Source organism: Knoellia remsis, from assembly GCF_003002895.1.
Classification (GTDB): Bacteria; Actinomycetota; Actinomycetes; order Actinomycetales; family Dermatophilaceae; genus Knoellia; species Knoellia remsis.
Genome location: NZ_PVTI01000002.1, coordinates 1 through 19,857, shown reverse-complemented (window position 1 = coordinate 19,857; position 19,857 = coordinate 1). Strand labels below are relative to the sequence as shown.

The window sequence follows — 19,857 nt, the reverse complement described above, 5'->3', positions numbered from 1 at the left end:
GCTCAGCGGCGGGAAGCACTCCAGGACAGGTGGTACTTGCCGTCGTCGCAGGCGCGCCCGCCCTCACCGAGCTCGAGCGGCCGGAACGTGTCGACCATGACCGCGAGCTCGTCGAAGTACTCGGCACCGATCGACGCCTCGGCGGCGCCAGGCTGCGGACCGTGGGCGTGACCGCCGGGGTGCAGTGAGATCGAGCCCTGGCCGATGCCCGAGCCCTTGCGCGCCTCGTAGTCGCCCTCGACGTAGAACATGACCTCGTCGGAGTCGACGTTCGAGTGGTAGTAGGGCACCGGGATCGACAGCGGGTGGTAGTCGACCTTGCGCGGCACGAAGTTGCACACGACGAAGTTCCAGCCCTCGAAGACCTGGTGCGCCGGCGGCGGCTGGTGGACGCGACCGGTGATGGGCTCGTAGTCGCGCACGTTGAAGACGTAGGGGTAGAGGCAGCCGTCCCAGCCGACGACGTCGAGGGGGTGGAACGGGATCGTGTGGACCGTCCCCACGAGACCGCCGCTGCTCCCCGGTCCGCTCCCCCGGTGCTTGATGTAGACCTCGGTCTCGTCGCCGGGCTTCTCACCGATGTCCTCGGCGAGGAGCGGCCCGTCGGGCACCCGCAGGTCCCGCTCGCAGTAGGGGCTGTGCTCGAGGAACTGGCCGTACTTGCTCAGGTAGCGCTTCGGCGGCGCGATGTGGCTGTTGCCCTCGATCGCGTAGGCGCGCAGTGGCTCCTTGCGCGACACCTTGGGGATCCAGCGGTGCGTCGTCGCGCGCGGGATGACGATGTAGTCGCCCTGCCCGACCTCGAAGGCACCGAAGACCGTCTCGACCCGAGCCGACCCGCGCTCGACATAGACGCACTCGTCGCCCACGCCGTTGCGGTACCACGGGCTGGTCGCCCCGGCCACGGCATACGAGATCCGCACGTCGCCGTTGCCGAGGAGGAGACGGCGGCCGGTGACGACATCGGTCTGCTTCACGGTCTTGGCGTCGTCGAAGAGTGCGTGCGGCTGGAGGTGCAGCGGCTTGAGCGGGTGGTTCGGCGTCGTGGACAGGTCGCCGAGGGACCACTCGCGGGCGTCCACGATCGTCGACGGGATGTTGCGGTGGTAGAGCAGGCTGGAGTCCGACGAGAAGCCCTCCTCACCCATGAGCTCCTCGTAGTAGAGCTCGCCGACCTTGCCGCGGCCGGCCGGGCGGCGGTGCTGGGTGTGCCGCTTCGGCGGGATGCTGCCCATCGACTGGTAGTGCGCCACGACGTCCTCCTGAGTGCCGTCACCGGTGTCCGTTTATCGGACGATCGGATGAGAACCGGTACGGCAGGATGGCGCGGTGCGCCACCGCTGTCAACCGCCGTATGCCGGGTGACCGGCTCCTCGTCACGCCTCCGGCAGGCGCAGCGCGTCTGCGATGGCCTGCGCAGCGCGCGCGACGGACGGCCCGACCTCGTCCACCGGCAGCTCGTGCAGGGCGACCGCGCCGACCGACCCCTCGACGGCGCCCGGAGGGAGCGCGGCAGCCACGCCGTGCGCCCCCGGTTGGAGCTCACCGTGGGTGCCGACCGGGTCGAGGCTGCCCTCGCGCCCGGCGAGGATCGCCAGCCCTGCCGCGCCCCGACCGATGGGATGACGCGACCCCGTCCGGTAGGCGACGTGGTAGTCGGTCCACGAAGGCTCGACCACCACCACGGCGACGGCCTCACTGCCCTCGACGAGCGTGAGATGTGTTGTCGCACCGAGCTCGTCGGCGAGGCGGCGGAGCACGGGCGTCGCGACGTCGCGCACGAGCGGGCCGAGCGCACCGGCAAAGCGGGCCACCCCCAGGCCGAGCGTCACCCGACCATCGGGGCGCCGGACGACGAGGGCATGCGCTTCGAGCGTCGCCACGAGGCGATAGGCGATGGTGCGTCCCACGCCGAGCTCGTCGGCGATCTGCGTCATCGTCACGCCACGGTTCGGATCGGCACGCGCGACGAGGGTGAGCACCCGCAGCCCCCGGTCGAGGGTCTGGGACAGCTCGGGGGCCATGGAGTCACCTCCGGTCGGGACGCGCTTGACACGTCGGTCACGAGCCGTGAGGTGGGTCGGCCCGCCAGGGCAGCCTGTCCGATAATCGGCCAAGGAGTCAAGATGAGGTCTCGCCGCGAGCCGGAGCAGTACGGTGCTGCCGTGAGCACGCACCTCGACACCGACGCAGCCAGGGTTGGGACGGCATGACGCGGGCGGACGTGGGAGCGCTCTTCGACGGGCTCATCGACGACGCCGCCGTCTTCCCGCCGGGCAACGCGCCCCTCGATGTCGCGGTCCAGCGCCACCGGGCCCACCGCGCCGCGTCGTATGCCGCGGTCGTCGGTCCGCTCCTCGTCCCCGTCTCCGATGTCGAGGCTCTCGTGGCGGAGGCCGGGGCGCCGGACGCGGCCGGCGCACTGCGCGTCGGGCTCATCGCCCGTCCCGGTGTCGACCCCGCGGACGTCGTCGCCGCCATCGAGCGGCTGCGCGACGAGCCGGGCGTCGAGGTCGACGGTGCCGAGCTGGGCTGGTTCCCGGGCTGGCGCGACCTGGCCGTCGACGGGCTGCCGCTCACCCTCGAGATCCCCCGGGGCGAGAACCGCGACCGCGCGCTCGAGGACGTGCGCGCCGGCTCCGACGAGGCCGGGCACGCGGTGCAAGCGAAGTTCCGCACCGGGGCGACGCCGACGTGGGAGTGGCCGGACGAAGCCGAGCTGGGTGCGTTCATCCACGACGCCGCGCGACTCGGTGTCCCCTTCAAGCTCACCGGTGGCCTGCACCACGCCGTGCGCGCCGACTGGTCCGACGACGGCAGCGATCCGCAGCACGGCGTCCTCAACGTCCTCCTCGCCATCCACTCCGCAGCCAACGACGGTGCCCTGCCAGCGGTGGAGTCCCTTCTCTCCCAACGGGACTCGCGCATGCTTGCCGACGCCGTCGCCGACCTCGACGAGACCGAGGCGCGGCGCGTACGCAGCCTGCTCACGGCATACGGCTGCTGCGAGGTGACCGACCCCATCGGCGAGCTCGACGACCTCGGCCTGCTCGACCTCGACGACAGTGACGACCCCCAGACCGACCCGACCGAGGAGACCCCCGCACCATGACCTGGCTCGACCTCCCCGCCGACCACCCCTTCGGCATCACCAACCTCCCCTACGGCGTCTTCTCGACGGCGGGCTCGTCGCCGCGCGTGGGCGTCCGGATCGGGGACCTCGTCCTCGACCTTGCTGCGGCGGCGGAGCAGGCCGGCATGGAGTCGTATGCCGTGTGGGCGCAGGGCTCGCTCAACCCGTTCCTCGCGCTCGGTCGCCCGGCGTGGACCTCGGCCCGTGAGTGGCTCGTCGAGCAGCTGACCAACCCGGCGCAGCGCGACGCAGTCGAGCCCCACCTCGTGCCGCTCGCCGACGTGACGATGCACCTGCCGGTCGAGGTCGCGGACTACGTCGACTTCTATGCCAGTGAGCACCACGCGACCAACGTCGGCCGGCTCTTCCGGCCCGACTCCGAGCCGCTCACCCCGAACTGGAAGCACCTGCCGATCGGCTACCACGGCCGCTCCGGCACGGTCGTCGTTTCGGGCACCGACATCGTGCGACCGAGCGGCCAGCGCAAGGCGCCGACCGAGTCCGAGCCGTCGTTCGGGCCCAGCGTGCGGCTCGACATCGAGGCCGAGCTGGGGTTCGTCGTCGGCGGGTCGAGTGAGCTGGGTTCGCCTGTCTCCGTGGCAGATTCGGACGAGCATCTTTTTGGTGTCGTGCTCCTCAACGACTGGAGCGCACGTGATCTGCAGGCGTGGGAGTACGTGCCGCTCGGCCCGTTCCTCGGCAAGTCCTTCGCGACGTCGATCTCGCCGTGGGTCGTGACGACCGACGCCCTGCGCGCGGCGCGCGTGCCGCTCCCCTGGCAGACCGACCCCGCTCCCCTGCCCTACCTCGCCGGTGAGGCGACTGACGACGGCGCGGGAACGGCATACGGGCTGGACATCACCTACGAGGTGGACTGGAACGGCACCGTGGTCTCGCGTCCGCCCTACGCCTCGATGTACTGGTCCCCGGCGCAGATGCTCGCGCACATGACGGTCAACGGGGCCACGGTGCGACCGGGCGACCTCTTCGGGTCCGGGACCATCTCGGGCCCCGAGAAGGACCAGCGCGGTTCCTTCCTCGAGCTGTCCTGGGGAGGCAAGGAGCCGGTCGCCCTCGACGACGGTTCGGAGCGGACGTTCCTCGAGGACGGCGACACGGTCGTGCTGCGGGCCACCGCGCCCGGACCGGACGGCACCGTCATCGGCCTCGGCGAGTGCACGGGCACCATCCGCCCCGCCCGCACCCAGACCCCGTGACAAAGTCACCCAAGTGAACGCCCCGAGAAAAAGTCACCAATTGAACGCCTCGTGACACAGTCACCCAAGTGAACGCCGCGAGAAAAAGTCACCAATTGAACGCCTCGACACCTGACGTGAAGTTGGGACATGCCTAACGCTGGGTTATGGTCTCCGCCGTGACCGACAGCACCCGCGGCGACTCCGTCCTGCGCACCAAGCCCATCGAGGACGTCCTCGCCCAGCAGTCCGACCCCGGCGGCGAGACCGGCGACCGCCCCGGGCTGCTCCAGCGCCGACTGGGCGCCAAGGACCTCATGGGCTTCGGCATCGGCATCGTCATCGGAACGGGCATCTTCACCCTGACCGGCATCGAGGCCAAGACCCACGCCGGCCCGGCCGTCGTCATCTCCTTCGCCATCGCCGGACTGGTGAGCCTGCTCGCGGCGCTCTGCTACGCCGAGATGGCGTCCTCGGTGCCCACCGCGGGATCGGCCTACACCTATGCCTACGCGACGATCGGCGAGATCTTCGCGTGGATCATCGGCTGGGACCTCATCCTCGAGTTCGCGCTCGGGGCAGCCGTCGTCGCGCGCGGCTGGTCGGGCTACATGCAGGAGCTCTTCGACCTCCCGACGACGCTGTTCGGCGAGGACGCGCCCGTCAACGTCGGCGCGATCGCGATCGTCCTGCTGCTCGGCGTCGTCGCCGTCGTCGGCATCCGCGAGAGCGCCCGCGTGACCAACATCCTCGTCGCGATCAAGGTCGCCATCTGCCTGTTCATCATCGTCGCCGGCGCGTTCTACGTCCGCGCCGAGAACCTCACGCCCTTCGTCCCGCCGTCGCGTCCGACCGACGAGGGCGGCTCCGGTCTCGACCAGGCGCTCAGCCAGGCGGTGTTCGGCATCGAGCCGACGGCGTTCGGCTTCGCCGGCGTGCTCACGGCCGCGGCCATCGTGTTCTTCGCCTACACCGGCTTCGAGGCGGTCGCGAACCTCGGCGAGGAGACGAGGCGCCCGGCCCGCGACCTGCCGCTCGGCCTGCTCGGCACCCTCGGCATCTGCACCGTCCTCTACATCGGCGTCTCTTTCGTGCTCACCGGCATGCAGAACTACACCGAGCTCAACGAGGGCGCGCCCATCGCGTCGGCGTTCGAGGCGGTCGGCGCCCACTGGGCGGCCATCCTCATCTCCATCGCCGCGGTGTCCGGCCTGACCTCGGTGATCCTCGTCGACATCGTCGCCATGGGCCGGATCGGCTTCTCGATGGGCCGCGACGGCCTGCTGCCGAAGTCGGTGTCGCGGGTGCACCCGAAGTTCGGCACGCCCTACCGGATCACGATCGCGACCATCATCTTCGTCGCCGTCCTCGCCGGGCTCATCCCGCTCGCCGAGCTCGCGAGCCTGGTCTCGATCGGCACGCTCTTCGCCTTCGTCGTCGTCTCGCTCGCCGTGCCGATCCTGCGCCGCACGAAGCCGGACATGAAGCGTCCCTTCCGGGTGCCGTTCTCGCCGGTCGTGCCGGTCCTCTCGGCGATCGCGTGCCTCTACCTCATGACGAACCTCACCGTCGAGACGTGGCTGCGGTTTGTCGTATGGATGGCCCTCGGCATCGTGCTGTACCTCGCCTACGGCCGGCGCAACGCCCGTCTCGCCCGCCACAGCTCGACCGGCGCCGACGCCTGAGCCCGCTGTGGCCCCCGACGATCGGCGACGTGGGTGTTCCGGGTCAGCCGCGTGGGTCGCGGGTCGCCTTGCCCCGGACGACGATCGTCTTGGCGACCTTGTCGTGCAGTGACTGGTTGAGGTCGTCCGGGATGGGCCAGATGACGTCGGTGATGAGAGCGATCGTCGCGAACGTCGACAGGTAGGGCAGGTTGCCGAAGGCCTGCAGCACCGCCTGGAAGCCTGCCCTGCGCACCGCCGTATCGGTGTCCAGCGGGCCGGGACGGTCGATGCGGCGCACGCTGATCCCGACCATGCGCTTGCCCGGTGTCGCGCCCCAGCGCGTCAACGAGAACACGTGGTAGGCGAGGAAGACCAGCAGCTGCACCGCGATGAACGCCGCGAGCCAGCGCAGCTCCATCTCGGCCACCGCCTGGCTCATCGCCTGGAAGTCGTTCGACGCCATCGCCGAGTTCAGCCGTTCCGCGACCGGCGCGAGGGCCTGCCACAGGAAGTACCCGCCGAAGATGAGTGACAGGAAGCCGACGACGATGAGGTCGACGAGGTAGGCGACGACCCGCAATCCGTAGGACGCGAGCTCGGGTTGTCCGGGGACCTTCGCCGTCGGCGAGGGGCGCTGCGGGACCTGAGGCGGCTGACCGTACGGGTTGTGCCCCGGCTGCTGCCCCCACTGCCCCTGCGGCGGCTGACCGTAGGGGTTCTGCTGCCCGGGCTGTCCGTAGGGGTTCGGCGGTGGCTGTTGTCCCTGTTGTCCAGGCTGGCCGTACGGGTTCTGCGGCGGCTGCCCGGACGGCGTGGGCGCCATGGGCGTGCTTGCGCCCTCGGCCGGAGGCGTCACCGGCCCCTGGTGCTGGCGGGTCCGCAGCGGCGTCGTGTTCGACGTCCACAAGATGCCGTCGAAGTAGCGCAGCTCGTCGGGGTTGTCGGGATTCTCGTACCACCCGGGGCTGCTCGGGTTGCTCATGCGCCCGAGGATGTCACACCCACCTCACCGCGGCCGCAAGGCCAGCGCCGCCACGCGTCAGACGAGGTCGAGTCGCATCACGACGCGCCGCTTCGTCGGGCGCGTCACCACCTCGAACCCCGCATCGGCGAAGACGTGCTCCAGCCCGACGAACAGCTCCCCTGCGATCGCTCCCCGGGCACTCGCCATCGGGTATCCCTCGATCGCCCGAGCGCCACCGTCGCGAGCGTGGTCCACCGCCGCCGCGAGCAACGCGCGACTCACGCCACGCCGACGGTGTCCGACCCGCGTCACGAAACACGTCACCGCCCACACCGAGCCGTCCGCCCGGTCCTCGTCGCGCCCCTCCCACGGCACCTTCCCGCTGCGGACCATGCCCTCGTATGCCGTCCGCGGCTCCACCGCGACCCAGCCCACCGGCTCGTCCCCGTCCCACGCGACGAGGCCAGACGTGGTCCGCGCCCGCGCGTGGCCGCACCGGGCCTGCTCCTCGAGGCGGCCGCGGAGCTCGTCGACCCCGAGACCCCCCAGTGACTCCCCCGGCCCGAGCTTGAACCACTGACACTGACAGCGATGCGCGTCTCCGCGCGCACCGAAGACCCGCTGAAGGTCCTGTGCCGCAACGGTGTTCGCCCGGACGACCCGCAGCTCGCGAGCCTCTCCCACCGAGCCTGCACCCATGGTCCGAGCCTAGACCCGGTCGCACGTCCGCACGCGCGAAGGCGCGGTATGCCGGGTGGTCACCACCCGGCATACCGCGCCTGTACGTCAGCGGACCTGAGCGGTCCGATGGCCTCAGAGGTTGCCGCGCTTCTCCTGCTCGCGCTCGATGGACTCGAAGAGGGCCTTGAAGTTGCCCTTGCCGAAGCCGAGCGAGCCGTGCCGCTCGATGATCTCGAAGAAGACCGTCGGGCGGTCCCCGAGCGGCTTGGTGAAGATCTGCAGCAGGTAGCCGTCCTCGTCCCGGTCGACGAGGATCTTGCGCTTCTTCAGCTCCTCGATCGGGACGCGGACCTCGCCGATGCGGGCGCGCATCTCGGGGTCGTCGTAGTACGCGTCGGGGGTGTCGAGGAACTCCACACCCTCCTTGCGCAGCTCGTCGACCGTCGTCAGGATGTCGTTCGTCGCGAGCGCGAGATGCTGGGCGCCGGGGCCGTTGTAGAACTCGAGGTACTCGTCGATCTGGCTCTTCTTCTTCGCGATGGCCGGCTCGTTGAGCGGGAACTTCACCCGGTGGTTGCCGTTGGCGACGACCTTGGACATGAGCGCGGAGTAGTCGGTGGCGATGTCGTCACCGATGAACTCGGCCATGTTCACGAAGCCCATGACGCGGTTGTAGAACGCGACCCACTCGTCCATCTTGCCGAGCTCGACGTTGCCGACGATGTGGTCGAGCGCCTGGAAGAGCCGCTTCGGCGCGCCGTCGCGCTTGACGAAGTCGGACGTGCGGGCGACGTACCCCGGGAGGTACGGACCGGCATACGTCTCACCGTCGATCGTGCGCTGGACGAGCGTGTGCCGCGTCTCGCCGTAGGTCGCGATGGCACCGATGCGGACCGAGCCGAACTCGTCTGAGACGGTCTCGGGCTCCTGGACGACGCGGGCGCCGGCGGCCTTGGCCTGCGCGATGCACTTGTCGACGTCGGGCACCTCGAGCGAGATGTCGACGACGCCGTCGCCGTGCTTCGCGTGGTGCTCGATGAGCGGGCTGTCCGGCTGCACCGCACCCTTGACGACGAAGCGGATCGAGCCGGACTTGAGGACGAAGGCCTTGTGGTCGCGGTTGCCGTTCTCGGGACCGGAGTAGCCGACGAGCTCCATGCCCCACGCGGACTGGTAGTAGTGCGCCGTCTGGGTCGCGTTGCCCACGACGAAGACGATGGCGTCCCAGCCGGTGACGGGGAACGGGTCCGTGCTCTCGTCGTACTCGACGAGGCCGACGAGGCGCTTGAGCTCCTCGATCTTGAGGTCGGCGGCGCGCTCCTGGTCGGTGAGGTCGATGTGCGTGTCCTGCGGCGTTGCAGTCGTCGTGTCGGTCATGCGTGCAGGGTCTCGGATGCGCGCAGGATGTGCAACGGTATGCCGCCGCGCTGCACACTCTGTGCACCGTGTTGCCTTTTCGTGGGGTCGAGGTCGACACTGTGCCCATGATCCGACCCGACGGCATCGACGCCTTGGACGCCCGCATCATCGGCCTGTTCACCGAGAACCCGGCGGTCGGCGTGCTCGGGGCGTCGCGCCGGCTCGGGGTGGCGCGCGGGACGGTGCAGGCCCGGCTCGACCGGCTCCAGGAGCGCGGGATCATCGCCTCGATGGGTCCGCAGATCGACCCCGACGCGCTCGGCTACCCGGTCACGGCGTTCTGCACGCTCGAGATCCGCCAGCGGCAGGGGCATGCGCCGGTCGTCGCGCACCTGTCGGCGATCCCGGAGGTGCTCGAGATCCACTCGACGACGGGGGTCGGCGACCTCATCGTGCGGGTCGTTGCGCGGGACAACGCCGATCTCGGCCGGGTCATCGACGAGATCATCGATGACGTGCACGTGCTGCGCGCCAACACGTCGATGTGCCTCGTGACGCATCTCGACCACCGCACCGGCCCGCTCGTCGAGGCGGCCGCGGCACGCACCGACACCTGAGGCGGGTCAGGTAGCGAGCGCCGTCTCGACCAGGTCAGCCGCTGATCGCGTCACCGGTCAGGAAGGCCGCCCAGAGAGAACCGATGATGAGCACCGACCCCAGCAGCATCCAGAGACCGCCGCGTTGGCCCGGGCACGCGGTCCAGCGCCGCATGGCGATCCACACGCACACCATTCCAAGGACGGCGACCGGGACGCCGGCAAGGAGGCCCAGGAGATCGGTGCTGAGGGCCAGCACGACGTAGGCGATGGCCATCAGGCCGCCGATGGCGAGCATGAAGACCGCACCGATGCGGACTCGGGTGTCGTCGTACGACGTCGTGAGCGAGCGGTCGCTCATCAGGACACTCCTCGGGCGGTGGTGAGTTGTGAGCACGTTGCTGTCGTCGTCATCGGACCGAGAGGAAGCACCCGACGAACCCTGCGACCATCATGAGGTTCGGTACGGCTAGTGGCCGCCACGGTGTGAGGTCCACGGTGGCCCCGGGCTCGCTGCGGCGGTGGATCCGCAGGATCACGGTCCACGCGATCACCCAGCCGAGGCCCGCGAGAAGGACCCAGCCGAGCATGTCCCACCACACCTCGTCACCGAGGATCGCCATCGCGCCGAACATCCCCAACGGCACCCAGACGAAGAACATGGCCATCACATAGCGCCAGCCGCGCGTGTCGTCGGAGAACGCACTGCGCCAGAAGTCACGCACCCTCACCGTGGAGCGCCCCCCATGAGCTCACGACGCCAGGGCGTTTCCGAGCATGAAGGCTGCCCAGATCGATCCGACGATGAACAGGCCCCCCGTCACCGCGATGGCCATACCGCGCGAGCCATCCGTCGCGCGACGGCGTAGGGCACCCACCACCACGAGGGCGGCACCCACGATGTTTATGGGCACGGCGACCAGCCACGCCCAAGTGCCGGTCTTGAACGCACCGATCGTGAACGCCACCGCGATGATCGCAGCGATGATGACGAGAGCGATGTTCGTGACGGTGATCTTGGCTTCGAGGATGTTCACAGTGGTCACCAGGTTCCGAAGGAGTTGGGGGGCTGGGGCGACCCGTCGTCCGGCCGCGGGTCCGGAGACCGTCTGCCGTCGGACGTGGGATCAGGGGTGGGCCAGTCGGGAACTCGGACCTCCGGATCGCCCGGCTCGGAGTACCGCGCCATCTGGTCCAGAGCCTCGCGCAACTCCGGGTCCTTGGCGGTCTCCTCCTCGACAATCGCCCGTAGCCCGTCACCGACCTGGCCCCGATACGCCACCGCGCTGGGGTGCTCGTCCCGGCCCGACATCACCTCGGCCCATGTGGTCTCGTTGCGATCCAGTCGTCGCTGGAGCTCTTGACGCTCGCGGCCGAGCGCACCAGTTCGCGCTTCCTTCTCCTCCTGCTCTCGATCCGCACGTGAGTCGTCGGCTTCCGCGTCCAGCTCCGCACGAGCGCGAGCCATCAGGTCATTGGCCTCTGCCACCTTGGAAAGGATGCCGTCGATGGCACTCTCTTGCTGCCGGAGCGCCGCCTCGGCCTCGAAGACTGCGCTCTCCTCGGCCCAGCGTGAGTCTGTCACTTGAAGCCCGCCGAGGCAGTTTCGTCGATGTGCCCCGCAGCCGATGAGCTGTCAGCGGAGGCCGCAAAGCTCAGGACCGCGTTGAGCGCCGACAGCGTTGTGGCAACCACACCCGCAGCCTTGGCCAACGCCGGGAGAAGGTTCACCAGTTCCTTGATCATGTCGATGACGGTGTTGATCAGCCGGATCGCCCGCCGGACTCCCGAGCCGCCGGTGAAGATCTCCTTCGCGAGCTTGGCGACTGTCATGGAGAGGACCCACTCCTCAACGAGGCCCAAGATGCCGCACGCCGCGTTGACCACCTGTTCGGTCGCCTTGAGCATGTTGCCCAGCTGACGGCTCATCAAACCGCACGCGGTCCCCTGTCGACGGTGCGCCGAGGCGTGCTCGCGCATTCGCGATTCGGCGGTCTCTGCAGCGGGCGCGATCCAGGCGTCGTTGACTGATCCTGCGATGGTGTCGTAGTTGTCCCCGGCAGCGGTGAGCGCCAGCCCGGCGTTCTGCCAGTTCGTCCTGAGCCGGTCGACTCCGTTGAAGTCTCCGGCGATCGGCGACATGATCGCCTCGATCGGGGACCAGCTCAGCAGCTTCTGTGCAGCCCAGTCGATCGCCTGGAGAATGACTCCGCAGTTGCCCTTGGCGCTCTCGATCATGGCGCCGTAGGCGTCGCCGCCAGACGCTGCCACCAGCAGGCCCTTGGGGTCTTGCAGCGTGATGGCGCTCATCGCTGTCCCTCGTTCTCGAAGTTCTCGTAGTCCCGTTCGTCCTGCACCGCGCCCTGTCCATCCTTGATGGTCTTGAGGGCCGACTCACCTTCACCGATGATGGAGATGATGGGGAACGGGTTACCCCGCCCGGGGCCGCGGTGTCGCGGTCCGATGCCGTTCTCCTCCTCCAGCTTGCGCACTCCTTCGTCGACCTTCTCGACGACGCCCGCACCATTGGCAACGTTCTTGTCCGACTTGGTCACGAGCGGGCCGGATTCCGGCGTCGTGCCGGGAATCTGGGGAACCTCGACCGAGACGGTGATGCCCTTCAACCGCGAGGACGACTCGAGGTCGTCATCGCGATAGCGACGGCGGTTGTTGTCGATGTTGGTGGCGATCGCAGCAGAACTGGTCTTGCCCTTCGACAGGCTCGTCTCGGCGGTCGTGTAGGCCTCTTCGTACTGTCCCTTGAACAGGCTCAAGAACCCCGTGAACACGCTGGCGTCGCTGCAGTTCCCGGTGACGAACGTGTGGATGTCCGCCAAGTAGCCCGCGTTGAGGTCTGCGGCGGACTTCAGATTCCGCATCCCCGGGTAGCTGACCTCGATCTGCGTCACTCGTACTATCCCCTCTGTCGTGTTCCCATCCCTATGTCCCGTCGAACACTAGACAATGACTAGTCCCGATGCCATGGGGAGCACTCCCCGTGGCATGGTCACCTCCTAGCGGCGGCCGACGAACCAGAGCCGCACCTTCTCGACACGGGCCGCCACCTGCTCCGACGACGCCGCCGCGAGCTCCGGCCCGCCGCAGGCCCGGCGCAGCTCCATGTGCACGTTCGCGTGCGGCGCTCCCGTCTTCTTCGCGTAGGCCGCGACGAGCTTGTTGAGCTCCTTGCGCTGCGCCGCGAGCGCCCGGTGCGCCGAGACCGGCGCCTCCTGCGCACCGCCGCCCGAGCGGCGCCCGGTCGACTTGGACTGCTTGGCTTGCCGCTCGGTCAGCAGCGCTGACACCTGCTCGGGCTCGAGCAGACCGGGCAGCCCGAGGTAGTCCTGCTCCTCCTCGGAGCCGACCTCGGCGTGCAGCCCGAACTGCTGGGCGTCGAAGAGGACGTGGTCGAAATGGGCGTCGGACTCGAGCGCCTCGAACTTCTCGTCCTCGAGCCCGAGCGTGCGTTCGGTGCGGTTCGCCGCCGCGAGCAGCCCCTCCTCCTCGGCCCACATGGCCGCCTCGCCCTCGGCATCCTCGCCCGAGCCGCGCCGGTCCAGCGCGTGGTCGCGCTCGACCTCCATCGTCCCGGCGTGCTGGAGGATCACCGGCACCGACGGGAGGAACACCGACGCCGTCTCGCCCCTCTTGCGGGCCCGCACGAACCGCCCCACCGCCTGGGCGAAGAACAGCGGCGTCGACGTCGAGGTCGCATAGACACCGACACACAGCCGGGGCACGTCGACGCCCTCGGACACCATGCGCACGGCGACCATCCACCGCGAGTCGCCTGCGGCATACTCCTCGATCCGCGCGCTCGCCCCCGCGTCGTCGGACAGCACGACGGCCGGCTTCTCCCCCGTGATCGACTCGAGAATGCGCGCATAGGCGCGAGCCGACGTCTGGTTCGACGCGATGACGAGCGCGCCGGCGTCGGGGACGTGCCGCCGCACCTCGGTGAGCCGCTTGTCGGCGGCGGCGAGCACAGACGGGATCCACTCGCCCTTGGGGTCGAGCGCGGTGCGCCACGCCTGCGCCATCTGGTCCTTGGTGAGCGGCTCCCCGAGCCGCGCGGCAACCTCGTCGCCCGCCTTGGTCCGCCACCGCATCGCCCCGCCGTAGGCGAGGAACAGCACCGGCCGGACGACCGCGTCACGCAACGCAGCGGCATACCCGTAGGTGTAGTCCGCCGCCGAACGCAGGACTCCGGCCTCGTCGAGCTCGTAGCGGACGAACGGGATCGGGTTGGTGTCCGAGCGGAACGGCGTCCCGGTGAGCGAGAGCCGGCGCACCGCGGGGGTGAACGCCTCGCGGATCGCGTCGCCCCAGCTGCGGGCGTCGCCGCCGTGGTGGATCTCGTCGAGGATGACGAGCGTCGGCGTCGTCTCTGTGCGGCGACGGTGCAGGTCCGGACGCGAGGCGACCTGGGCATAGGTGAGCGCGACACCGTCGTACTCGCCGGAGTGCACCGCGGTCGAGTTCGAGAACTTCGGGTCGAGCTGGATGCCGACCCGGGCCGCGGCGTCCGACCACTGCGTCTTGAGGTGCTCGGTCGGCGCGATGACCGTGACCGCGCGAACCTCACCGCGCTCGAGCAGCTCGGCGGCGATCCGCAGCGCGTAGGTCGTCTTGCCGGCACCGGGCGTCGCGACCGCGAGGAAGTCCTTCGCGTCGTTCTCGAGGTATGCCGTGAGCGCCTCCTGCTGCCAGGCGCGCAGCTTCGAGGCGGTACCCCACGCGGCCCGCTCCGGGAAGGCGGGACTGAGGTGGCTGGCGGCTGAGGTACTCATCGGCCCGGCAAGGTTAACGAGACCGCGGCCCCGACACGAACAGCGCCCCACCGGGACACGCCAGCAATCCACCCAGTGTTCATGGCACGGACGAGGGCCCGTTCATGGCACGGACGAGGGCCCGTCCCGGACGGTGTCCGTGACGGGCCCTCGGTCGTGGCTTGTCAGCCGACGGGTTCAGCCTCGGTAGGCCACCCAGGCGTTCTGCATGCGCGTGTTCTGGCCCGCGGTGAAGTGGTCCATGCACGCGTCGGTGGAGTAGTCCATGAAGTTGCGGATCGGGTCCAGACCCGGGAGCGTGCACGTGTCGCGACCGACCGGGCAGCCGTCCGCCGGGCTCGCCTCGGCCGGGGTGTCGCTCACGTAGTCACCCGCGGTGTCCGAGCAGCCGCCCTGGAACGTGTGGTACAGGCTCAGCCAGTGGCCGACCTCGTGCGTCGCGGTGTCTCCCTCGTTGAAGGGCGCGGCGGTGCCGCCAGGGACGCTCTGGTCGAGGATGACGACGCCGTCGTTCGAGGTGAGGCGCGACTGCGGGAAGGTCGCCCAGCCGAGGAGGTTGCGGGCGAGCTTGGCGGTGTAGATGTTGAGGTCGCCCATGTCGCCCTGGCGCAGCGCCGACTTCATGTTGCGCTCGGCCGTGGTGCCGCTGTCGAGGTTGTTGTACCAGGTGGCGTTGTTCGTCGTCGTCGTGCCGGCGAGGCGGAAGGTGAAGCCGCTGTTCGCGTAGGCGTTGTTGAGGACGGTGATCTGGTTCGCGATCTGGGTCGAGGAGATCGTGCCGGCGGTGCCGTCGGTGATGGTGTGCCAGTAGACGTCGATCGTCGCCGGGACGAATGCGCCGCCGCCGCCGGGCTTGCGTGCGCCCTCCGAGGTCTTCGTGAGGCCCTTGGCGGCGAGCGCCTTCGTGAGGTCGGCCTCCATGGCCTTGGCCTGCGCCGCGGTGACGTCGTTGTTGTCGCGGACCTTGCCGGCCTTGGTGCCGCGCGCCGCGGTCTGCGCGGGCGTCTCGCTGGCGCACTCGGCTGCGACGCCGCGCTCACCCGCGGTGGGGATCGCGGTGGCCGTGGATGCGCCGAGGCCGAGGGTGGCGGCGGAGAGAGCGGCGGCCGCGAGGAGCGACGCCGGCCGCAGTGAACGAGCAGACATGGGGTTCCCTTCCGGTTCGCACAAACCCCTGTGGGGTTCGGGTGCCTCCGAACCTAGACAGCCCTCAACGACCGTCGATACCCACAAATCCCCATGTCTGGGTCAAGACTTGGCAAAGTCCTTGCGGCGGTGGCGCGCTCGCGGCGCAGATCGTATGCCGTCAGCGCACCCGCGGCGTGTGACGTGCGAGCCACTGTGGCGCCGTCACCCTCGTGCACAATCCGGTTCGCGAACCGTCGCCTGTTTCGCAAGCCGGATCGATCCGGTTTGCGAGCAACGGCGTGGTTCGCGAACCGTTTCGGGTATGCCGTCCGCGCGCTCGTATGCCGTGCGCACGTCGGGCATGCCGTCCGCGCGCTCGTATGCCGTCCGCGCGCCGCGTCGTGCGCCGTCCGGTCAGCCGTTGCCGCCGTCGTCGCCGTCCTGCGGCGGACGGAGCCCTTCGTAGATCTCCTTGCACGTCGGGCAGACCGGGAACTTCTGCGGGTCGCGGCCCGGCACCCAGACCTTGCCGCAGAGGGCCGTCACCGGTTCGCCGGAGAGGGCCGACTCGAGGATCTTCTCCTTGCGGACGTAGTGCGAGAACCGCTCGTGGTCGCCCGGCTCCTGGACCTCGGGGACGGTCTCCTCGCGCTCGAGGACGGCCGTGCTGGTCGACGGGCCGGCCGGCTCGGGCTGCGGCGCGTTCGGGTCGCTGAGGGGGATCTGCGGGTCACTCACGCCATTCACCATAACCCGGGCGCGGGTGCGTGGGTCCGCGTCCGGCAGGGGGTCAGTTGAGCTTGGGGTCGTTGGTCGAAATCGGCGTCGGGTCAGTTGAGCTCGGGGTCGGACGGGAAGTACGCGACGAACGCGAGCTCGTCCCGCTGTCGGCGCAGCACCCGCTCCCACAGGCGCTCGGGCTCGTCGGTGAGCAGGTCCTCGGCACGGGAGTCCACGACGAACCATGACCCACGACGCAGCTCACCCTCGAGCTGCCCGGCCTCCCACCCGGCATACCCGGCGAAGATCCGCAGCCCGCTGACCTCGGGCATGACGAGCAGTGGCGGGGTGTCGAGGTCGATGATCGCGACCGACCCGAAGAGCAGCTGGCCACCCGGTGGGACCTCGTCGAGGCCCGACACCGTCACGAGCCCGAGCGCGGAGTCGAGCTGGACCGGCCCGCCCTGGAAGAGCGTCTGCGGTGAGGTGATGTGCTCACCCCACCCGGGCAGCACCGCGTCGACGTCGGCACCGAGCGGCTTGTTGAGGACGACGCCCTGAGCGCCGCCGTCGTCGTGCTGGAGGATCAGGACCACGCTGCGGTGGAAGATCCCGTCGTCGAGCCGGGGCGTCGAGACGAGGAGTCGTCCGGTGGTGCGCTCAGCGGTCACGGTTCCATTCTGCACGGCCACCGGAGCCGCGTCGCGGGCCCGAGCGGTCCCCGCGTCCACCGCGGTCACCGCGTCCATCGCGGTCCCCACGTTCGTCTCGGTCACCGCGACCGCGGTAGCCCTCGGAACGCGAACCGCCACGCGGCCCACCCTGGCCGCGGCCGGCATACCCACCACGACCGCCGGACCGGACACCGGGACGACCGCCCTGGCGACCACGCTGCTGCGGGCGCGCCTCGAGCAGCGGGCGCCACTGCTCCTCCGGCACCGGCACACCCGACGGGGTGCGGCCACCGGCGGCGGCGACGTGCTGGTCGCCGGGCACGACCCGGGTCGGCTCGACGTCGAGCCCGGCGGCGTCGGCGAGGCGCATCATCGTGCGCTTCTGGTGCGGCAGCGCGAGCGTGACGACGGCGCCGCGCTCCCCCGCGCGGGCGGTGCGGCCGGCGCGGTGCAGGTAGTCCTTGTGGTCCGCGGGCGGGTCGGCCTGGAGGACGAGGCCGATGTCGTCGACGTGGATGCCGCGCGCGGCGACGTCGGTCGCGACGAGCACCGGGAGGGTGCCGTCACGGAACGCCCCGAGCGCGCGGTTGCGGACCGCCTGGGACAGGCCGCCGTGGATCGCGGCCGCGAGGACACCGCGCTCACGCAGCTCGCGAGCGACGCGGTCGGCGCCGAGCTGGGTGCGGACGAAGACGACGGTGCGGCCCTCGCGCGCGGCGAGCTCGGCGGTGAGCTGCTTCTTGTTGTTCGGGTCGATGAGCATGATGTGGTGGCTCATCGTCGACACGGCGGCCGTCGCGTCGTCGGTCGAGTGCGTCACCGGGTCGGTGAGGTAGCGCTCGACGAGCGCGTCGATGCCGCGGTCGAGCGTCGCCGAGAAGAGCAGCGTCTGACCGCCCTTGGGGATGGTGTCGAGGATCGCGGTGACCTCGGTCATGAAGCCCATCTCGGCCATGTGGTCGGCCTCGTCGAGGATCGTCACCTGCACGTCGTCGAACTCGACCGCGCCGCGCTCGTGCAGGTCGGCGAGGCGGCCCGGGGTGGCGACGAGGATGTCGATGCCGCGGGCGAGCGCCTTGATCTGCGGGTCGTAGGACAGGCCGCCGGCGACGAGCCGGTGCCGCAGCCCGGTGACGTGGACGAGCGGCTCGAGCGCGTCGCTCACCTGCATCGCGAGCTCGCGCGTCGGCACGAGGATGAGCGCGCGGGGGCGCTTGCTTGCGGGCTTGGTGCCGTCGGCGAGACGGGTGATCGTCGGCAGACCGAACGCGAGGGTCTTGCCCGAGCCGGTCTGGCCGCGGCCGAGGACGTCGCGCCCGGCGAGGGCGTCGGGGATCGTCGCGGCCTGGATCGGGAACGGCTCGGTGATGCCGTCCCGAGCGAGACGCTCGACGAGCCGCTCGTGCAGTCCGAGGGCGGCAAAACCGTTGTCCGCGTTGACTTCTGCGGGTCCGGACTTGGCCTTGGACTCGTACTTCACCCAGGTGTCGGCCTCGGCGCGCTCGGCCTCGGCCTCCTCGAAGGTGCGCGGCTGCTCGGGCAGGTCGTAGCGGTGCTCGTCGTAGTGCCGGCCCTCGTGGCGGTCGCGGCGGACGGGGTCGGCGACGCGGCGCATGGGGCGGTCCCTGTCGCGGTCGCGGTCCTCCCACGGCTTGCGGCCGAAGGACTTCTGCCCGTAGGCCGGCCGCTCACCTCGCGCGGGCCGGTTCGGGGTGCGCGGTCGGTCGTCGCGGTTCTGGCGGTATGCCGGCCGCTCGCTGCGGTCGTACCGGTCGCCGCGCGCGGGACGGTCACTACGGGCGGGACGCTCGCCGCGGTCATACCGATCACCGCGCGCGGGACGCTCGCCGCGGTCATATCGGTCACCGCGCGTGGGACGGTCGTCCCGGCGGGACGTGCGGTCGGGTCGGTCACTCGAGCGGAAGCCACGACGATCGTCGCGGCCGGCCGGGCGCCGGTCGCCGCGGTCGCGGTGGTTCCAGCGGGACTCGCGGGTGGGGGCGCCGTCGCGGCGGGCCTCGCGCTCCTCGGCGTTCCAGCGCGGGCTGCGCTCGGAGCGGGGTCGCTTGGTCGGGCCGTCGGGCTGGCCGCGGTGGTGCTTCTTGGCACCGGGGGCACCGGGGCGCTTGGCCGCCTTCTTCTTGGCGGCGGCCTTCTGGGCGGGGGTCCAGCGGGGCTTCTTGCCGCCGGAGGATGCCTTCTTGGGCATGGTGAACAACTCGATCCGTGTCGATGGTGGAGGCGTGTGGCCCTACATCGACGACGGCAGTGTCAGCGAGATGGTCGGAGGCGACCGTGGCGGGCTGTACGCAGGGCGCCGGAACTGGCGCAAGCAGTCAAGTCTACCAGCGGAAGACAGCTCCCCCGACCACTCCAACCTTCCGTGAAAAAGTCACCCAATTGAACGGGTCGGCCGAATCTGCCCCAGCGTCCAATTGGGTGAGTTCGGGACGGAAGGCGACCCCACGGCATACCCCCACCCCCGCCTGTCCCTAAGCGTCCAATTGGGTGACTTCGGGACGGGCGAGGAGGCGAGTGGCGACGAACCAACCGAGGCGTGCGCTGTCCCTAGGCGTCCAATTGGGTGAGTTCGGGACGGGTGAGGAGGCGAGTGGCGACGAACCAGCCGTGGGTGCGCTGTCCCTAAGCGTCCAATTGGGTGAGTTCGGGACGGGAGACGAGGCGGGTGGCGACGAGCCAGCCGTGGGTGCGCTGTCCCTACGCGTCCAATTGGGTGAGTTCGGGACGGAAGGCGAGCCCACGGCATACCCCACCCCCGCGTGCCTAAGCGTCCAATTGGGTGAGTTCGGGACGGAAGGCGACCCCACGGCATACCCCACCCCCGCGTGTCCCTAAGCGTCCAATTGGGTGACTTCGGGACGGAAGGCGACCCCACGGCATACCCCACCCCCGCCTGTCCCTAGGCGTCCAATTGGGTGAGTTTTTCAC

General features: G+C 70.0%; 20 protein-coding genes. 4 read left to right on the top strand and 16 right to left on the bottom strand.

The features are described 5' to 3' along the window. Positions 1-2: 2 nt before the first annotated feature. Both BCF74_RS01385 and BCF74_RS01380 read right to left on the bottom strand, forming a co-directional pair. Complete coding sequence (locus BCF74_RS01385; protein WP_106296177.1) at positions 3-1,253, bottom strand: homogentisate 1,2-dioxygenase; 1,251 nt, start codon at positions 1,251-1,253, stop codon at positions 3-5. Positions 1,254-1,376: 123 nt separating this feature from the next. Then, entirely contained in the window at positions 1,377-2,024 is a 648-nt protein-coding gene (locus tag BCF74_RS01380; protein ID WP_106296176.1) for a helix-turn-helix domain-containing protein, read from the bottom strand. Between the two features lie 185 nt (positions 2,025-2,209). Between BCF74_RS01380 and BCF74_RS01375 the strand changes: the two genes are divergently transcribed. From BCF74_RS01375 to BCF74_RS01365, 3 genes are all read left to right on the top strand, one after another. Next, on the top strand, positions 2,210-3,112 hold the full coding sequence (locus BCF74_RS01375; RefSeq protein ID WP_106296175.1) for a hypothetical protein: 903 nt from the start codon (positions 2,210-2,212) through the stop codon (positions 3,110-3,112). Continuing rightward, positions 3,109-4,350 (top strand): fumarylacetoacetase, encoded by a 1,242-nt coding sequence (fahA, locus tag BCF74_RS01370; protein WP_106296174.1) that lies wholly within the window; start codon positions 3,109-3,111, stop codon positions 4,348-4,350. The genes BCF74_RS01375 and fahA overlap by 4 nt, the downstream gene beginning before the upstream one ends. A 158-nt stretch (positions 4,351-4,508) precedes the next feature. After that, a complete protein-coding gene (locus tag BCF74_RS01365) occupies positions 4,509-6,014 on the top strand; it encodes an amino acid permease (protein WP_245889153.1) in 1,506 nt (501 codons plus the stop codon). Between the two features lie 43 nt (positions 6,015-6,057). Here the strand turns inward: BCF74_RS01365 and BCF74_RS01360 are convergent, their stop codons facing one another. The 3 genes from BCF74_RS01360 to hppD all read right to left on the bottom strand — a co-directional run bounded on the left by BCF74_RS01360 (position 6,058) and on the right by hppD (position 9,018). Continuing rightward, positions 6,058-6,978, bottom strand: a complete 921-nt coding sequence (locus tag BCF74_RS01360; RefSeq protein ID WP_106296359.1) for an RDD family protein — start codon at positions 6,976-6,978, stop codon at positions 6,058-6,060. A gap of 57 nt (positions 6,979-7,035) precedes the next feature. After that, positions 7,036-7,659 carry a GNAT family N-acetyltransferase gene (locus BCF74_RS01355; RefSeq protein WP_106296172.1) on the bottom strand — a complete coding sequence of 208 codons (624 nt, stop codon included), beginning with the start codon at positions 7,657-7,659 and terminating at the stop codon, positions 7,036-7,038. A gap of 114 nt (positions 7,660-7,773) precedes the next feature. Continuing rightward, complete coding sequence (hppD, locus tag BCF74_RS01350; protein ID WP_106296171.1) at positions 7,774-9,018, bottom strand: 4-hydroxyphenylpyruvate dioxygenase; 1,245 nt, start codon at positions 9,016-9,018, stop codon at positions 7,774-7,776. 107 nt (positions 9,019-9,125) lie between these two features. On the opposite strand from hppD, the gene BCF74_RS01345 reads away from it, so the two are divergent. After that, positions 9,126-9,617 (top strand): Lrp/AsnC family transcriptional regulator, encoded by a 492-nt coding sequence (locus BCF74_RS01345; RefSeq protein WP_106296170.1) that lies wholly within the window; start codon positions 9,126-9,128, stop codon positions 9,615-9,617. Positions 9,618-9,651: 34 nt separating this feature from the next. On the opposite strand, the gene BCF74_RS01340 is transcribed toward BCF74_RS01345, so the two are convergent. The 11 genes from BCF74_RS01340 to BCF74_RS01290 form a co-directional block, all read right to left on the bottom strand. Then, the gene (locus BCF74_RS01340) at positions 9,652-9,957 is read right to left on the bottom strand and encodes a hypothetical protein (protein WP_106296169.1); all 306 of its coding nucleotides are present in this window, start codon (positions 9,955-9,957) and stop codon (positions 9,652-9,654) included. Positions 9,958-10,006: 49 nt separating this feature from the next. Beyond that, the gene (locus BCF74_RS01335; protein ID WP_146132846.1) at positions 10,007-10,327 is read right to left on the bottom strand and encodes a hypothetical protein; all 321 of its coding nucleotides are present in this window, start codon (positions 10,325-10,327) and stop codon (positions 10,007-10,009) included. Positions 10,328-10,348: 21 nt separating this feature from the next. After that, on the bottom strand, positions 10,349-10,642 hold the full coding sequence (locus tag BCF74_RS01330; RefSeq protein WP_146132845.1) for a hypothetical protein: 294 nt from the start codon (positions 10,640-10,642) through the stop codon (positions 10,349-10,351). Continuing rightward, complete coding sequence (locus tag BCF74_RS01325; protein WP_106296166.1) at positions 10,639-11,181, bottom strand: hypothetical protein; 543 nt, start codon at positions 11,179-11,181, stop codon at positions 10,639-10,641. The genes BCF74_RS01330 and BCF74_RS01325 overlap by 4 nt, the downstream gene beginning before the upstream one ends. Beyond that, on the bottom strand, positions 11,178-11,906 hold the full coding sequence (locus BCF74_RS01320; protein ID WP_106296165.1) for a hypothetical protein: 729 nt from the start codon (positions 11,904-11,906) through the stop codon (positions 11,178-11,180). The genes BCF74_RS01325 and BCF74_RS01320 overlap by 4 nt, the downstream gene beginning before the upstream one ends. Beyond that, positions 11,903-12,505 carry a hypothetical protein gene (locus tag BCF74_RS01315; protein ID WP_106296164.1) on the bottom strand — a complete coding sequence of 201 codons (603 nt, stop codon included), beginning with the start codon at positions 12,503-12,505 and terminating at the stop codon, positions 11,903-11,905. Before BCF74_RS01315 ends, BCF74_RS01320 begins: the two co-directional genes overlap by 4 nt. Positions 12,506-12,610: 105 nt before the next feature. After that, entirely contained in the window at positions 12,611-14,386 is a 1,776-nt protein-coding gene (locus tag BCF74_RS01310; protein WP_106296163.1) for a DEAD/DEAH box helicase, read from the bottom strand. Positions 14,387-14,563: 177 nt separating this feature from the next. Then, positions 14,564-15,532, bottom strand: coding sequence for a zinc metalloprotease (locus tag BCF74_RS01305; protein WP_106296162.1), 969 nt, complete (start codon positions 15,530-15,532; stop codon positions 14,564-14,566). Positions 15,533-15,928: 396 nt separating this feature from the next. Continuing rightward, positions 15,929-16,264 (bottom strand): DUF3039 domain-containing protein, encoded by a 336-nt coding sequence (locus BCF74_RS01300; protein WP_106296161.1) that lies wholly within the window; start codon positions 16,262-16,264, stop codon positions 15,929-15,931. Positions 16,265-16,344: 80 nt separating this feature from the next. Next, a complete protein-coding gene (locus tag BCF74_RS01295) occupies positions 16,345-16,905 on the bottom strand; it encodes a YqgE/AlgH family protein (RefSeq protein ID WP_245889152.1) in 561 nt (186 codons plus the stop codon). Beyond that, positions 16,895-19,117 carry a DEAD/DEAH box helicase gene (locus BCF74_RS01290; protein WP_106296159.1) on the bottom strand — a complete coding sequence of 741 codons (2,223 nt, stop codon included), beginning with the start codon at positions 19,115-19,117 and terminating at the stop codon, positions 16,895-16,897. Before BCF74_RS01290 ends, BCF74_RS01295 begins: the two co-directional genes overlap by 11 nt. Between the last annotated feature and the right edge of the window lie 740 nt (positions 19,118-19,857).

What these genes read in the sequence shown, in the direction of transcription:
- BCF74_RS01340 (WP_106296169.1), bottom strand. Translation starts at nt 9,957, where the DNA reads ATGAGCGACCGCTCGCTCACGACGTCGTACGACGACACCCGAGTCCGC.
- BCF74_RS01300 (WP_106296161.1), bottom strand. Translation starts at nt 16,264, where the DNA reads ATGGTGAATGGCGTGAGTGACCCGCAGATCCCCCTCAGCGACCCGAAC.
- BCF74_RS01305 (WP_106296162.1), bottom strand. Translation starts at nt 15,532, where the DNA reads ATGTCTGCTCGTTCACTGCGGCCGGCGTCGCTCCTCGCGGCCGCCGCT.
- BCF74_RS01360 (WP_106296359.1), bottom strand. Translation starts at nt 6,978, where the DNA reads ATGAGCAACCCGAGCAGCCCCGGGTGGTACGAGAATCCCGACAACCCC.
- BCF74_RS01375 (WP_106296175.1), top strand. Translation starts at nt 2,210, where the DNA reads ATGACGCGGGCGGACGTGGGAGCGCTCTTCGACGGGCTCATCGACGAC.
- BCF74_RS01355 (WP_106296172.1), bottom strand. Translation starts at nt 7,659, where the DNA reads ATGGGTGCAGGCTCGGTGGGAGAGGCTCGCGAGCTGCGGGTCGTCCGG.
- BCF74_RS01345 (WP_106296170.1), top strand. Translation starts at nt 9,126, where the DNA reads ATGATCCGACCCGACGGCATCGACGCCTTGGACGCCCGCATCATCGGC.
- BCF74_RS01380 (WP_106296176.1), bottom strand. Translation starts at nt 2,024, where the DNA reads ATGGCCCCCGAGCTGTCCCAGACCCTCGACCGGGGGCTGCGGGTGCTC.
- hppD (WP_106296171.1), bottom strand. Translation starts at nt 9,018, where the DNA reads ATGACCGACACGACGACTGCAACGCCGCAGGACACGCACATCGACCTC.
- BCF74_RS01310 (WP_106296163.1), bottom strand. Translation starts at nt 14,386, where the DNA reads ATGAGTACCTCAGCCGCCAGCCACCTCAGTCCCGCCTTCCCGGAGCGG.
- BCF74_RS01290 (WP_106296159.1), bottom strand. Translation starts at nt 19,117, where the DNA reads ATGCCCAAGAAGGCATCCTCCGGCGGCAAGAAGCCCCGCTGGACCCCC.
- BCF74_RS01320 (WP_106296165.1), bottom strand. Translation starts at nt 11,906, where the DNA reads ATGAGCGCCATCACGCTGCAAGACCCCAAGGGCCTGCTGGTGGCAGCG.
- fahA (WP_106296174.1), top strand. Translation starts at nt 3,109, where the DNA reads ATGACCTGGCTCGACCTCCCCGCCGACCACCCCTTCGGCATCACCAAC.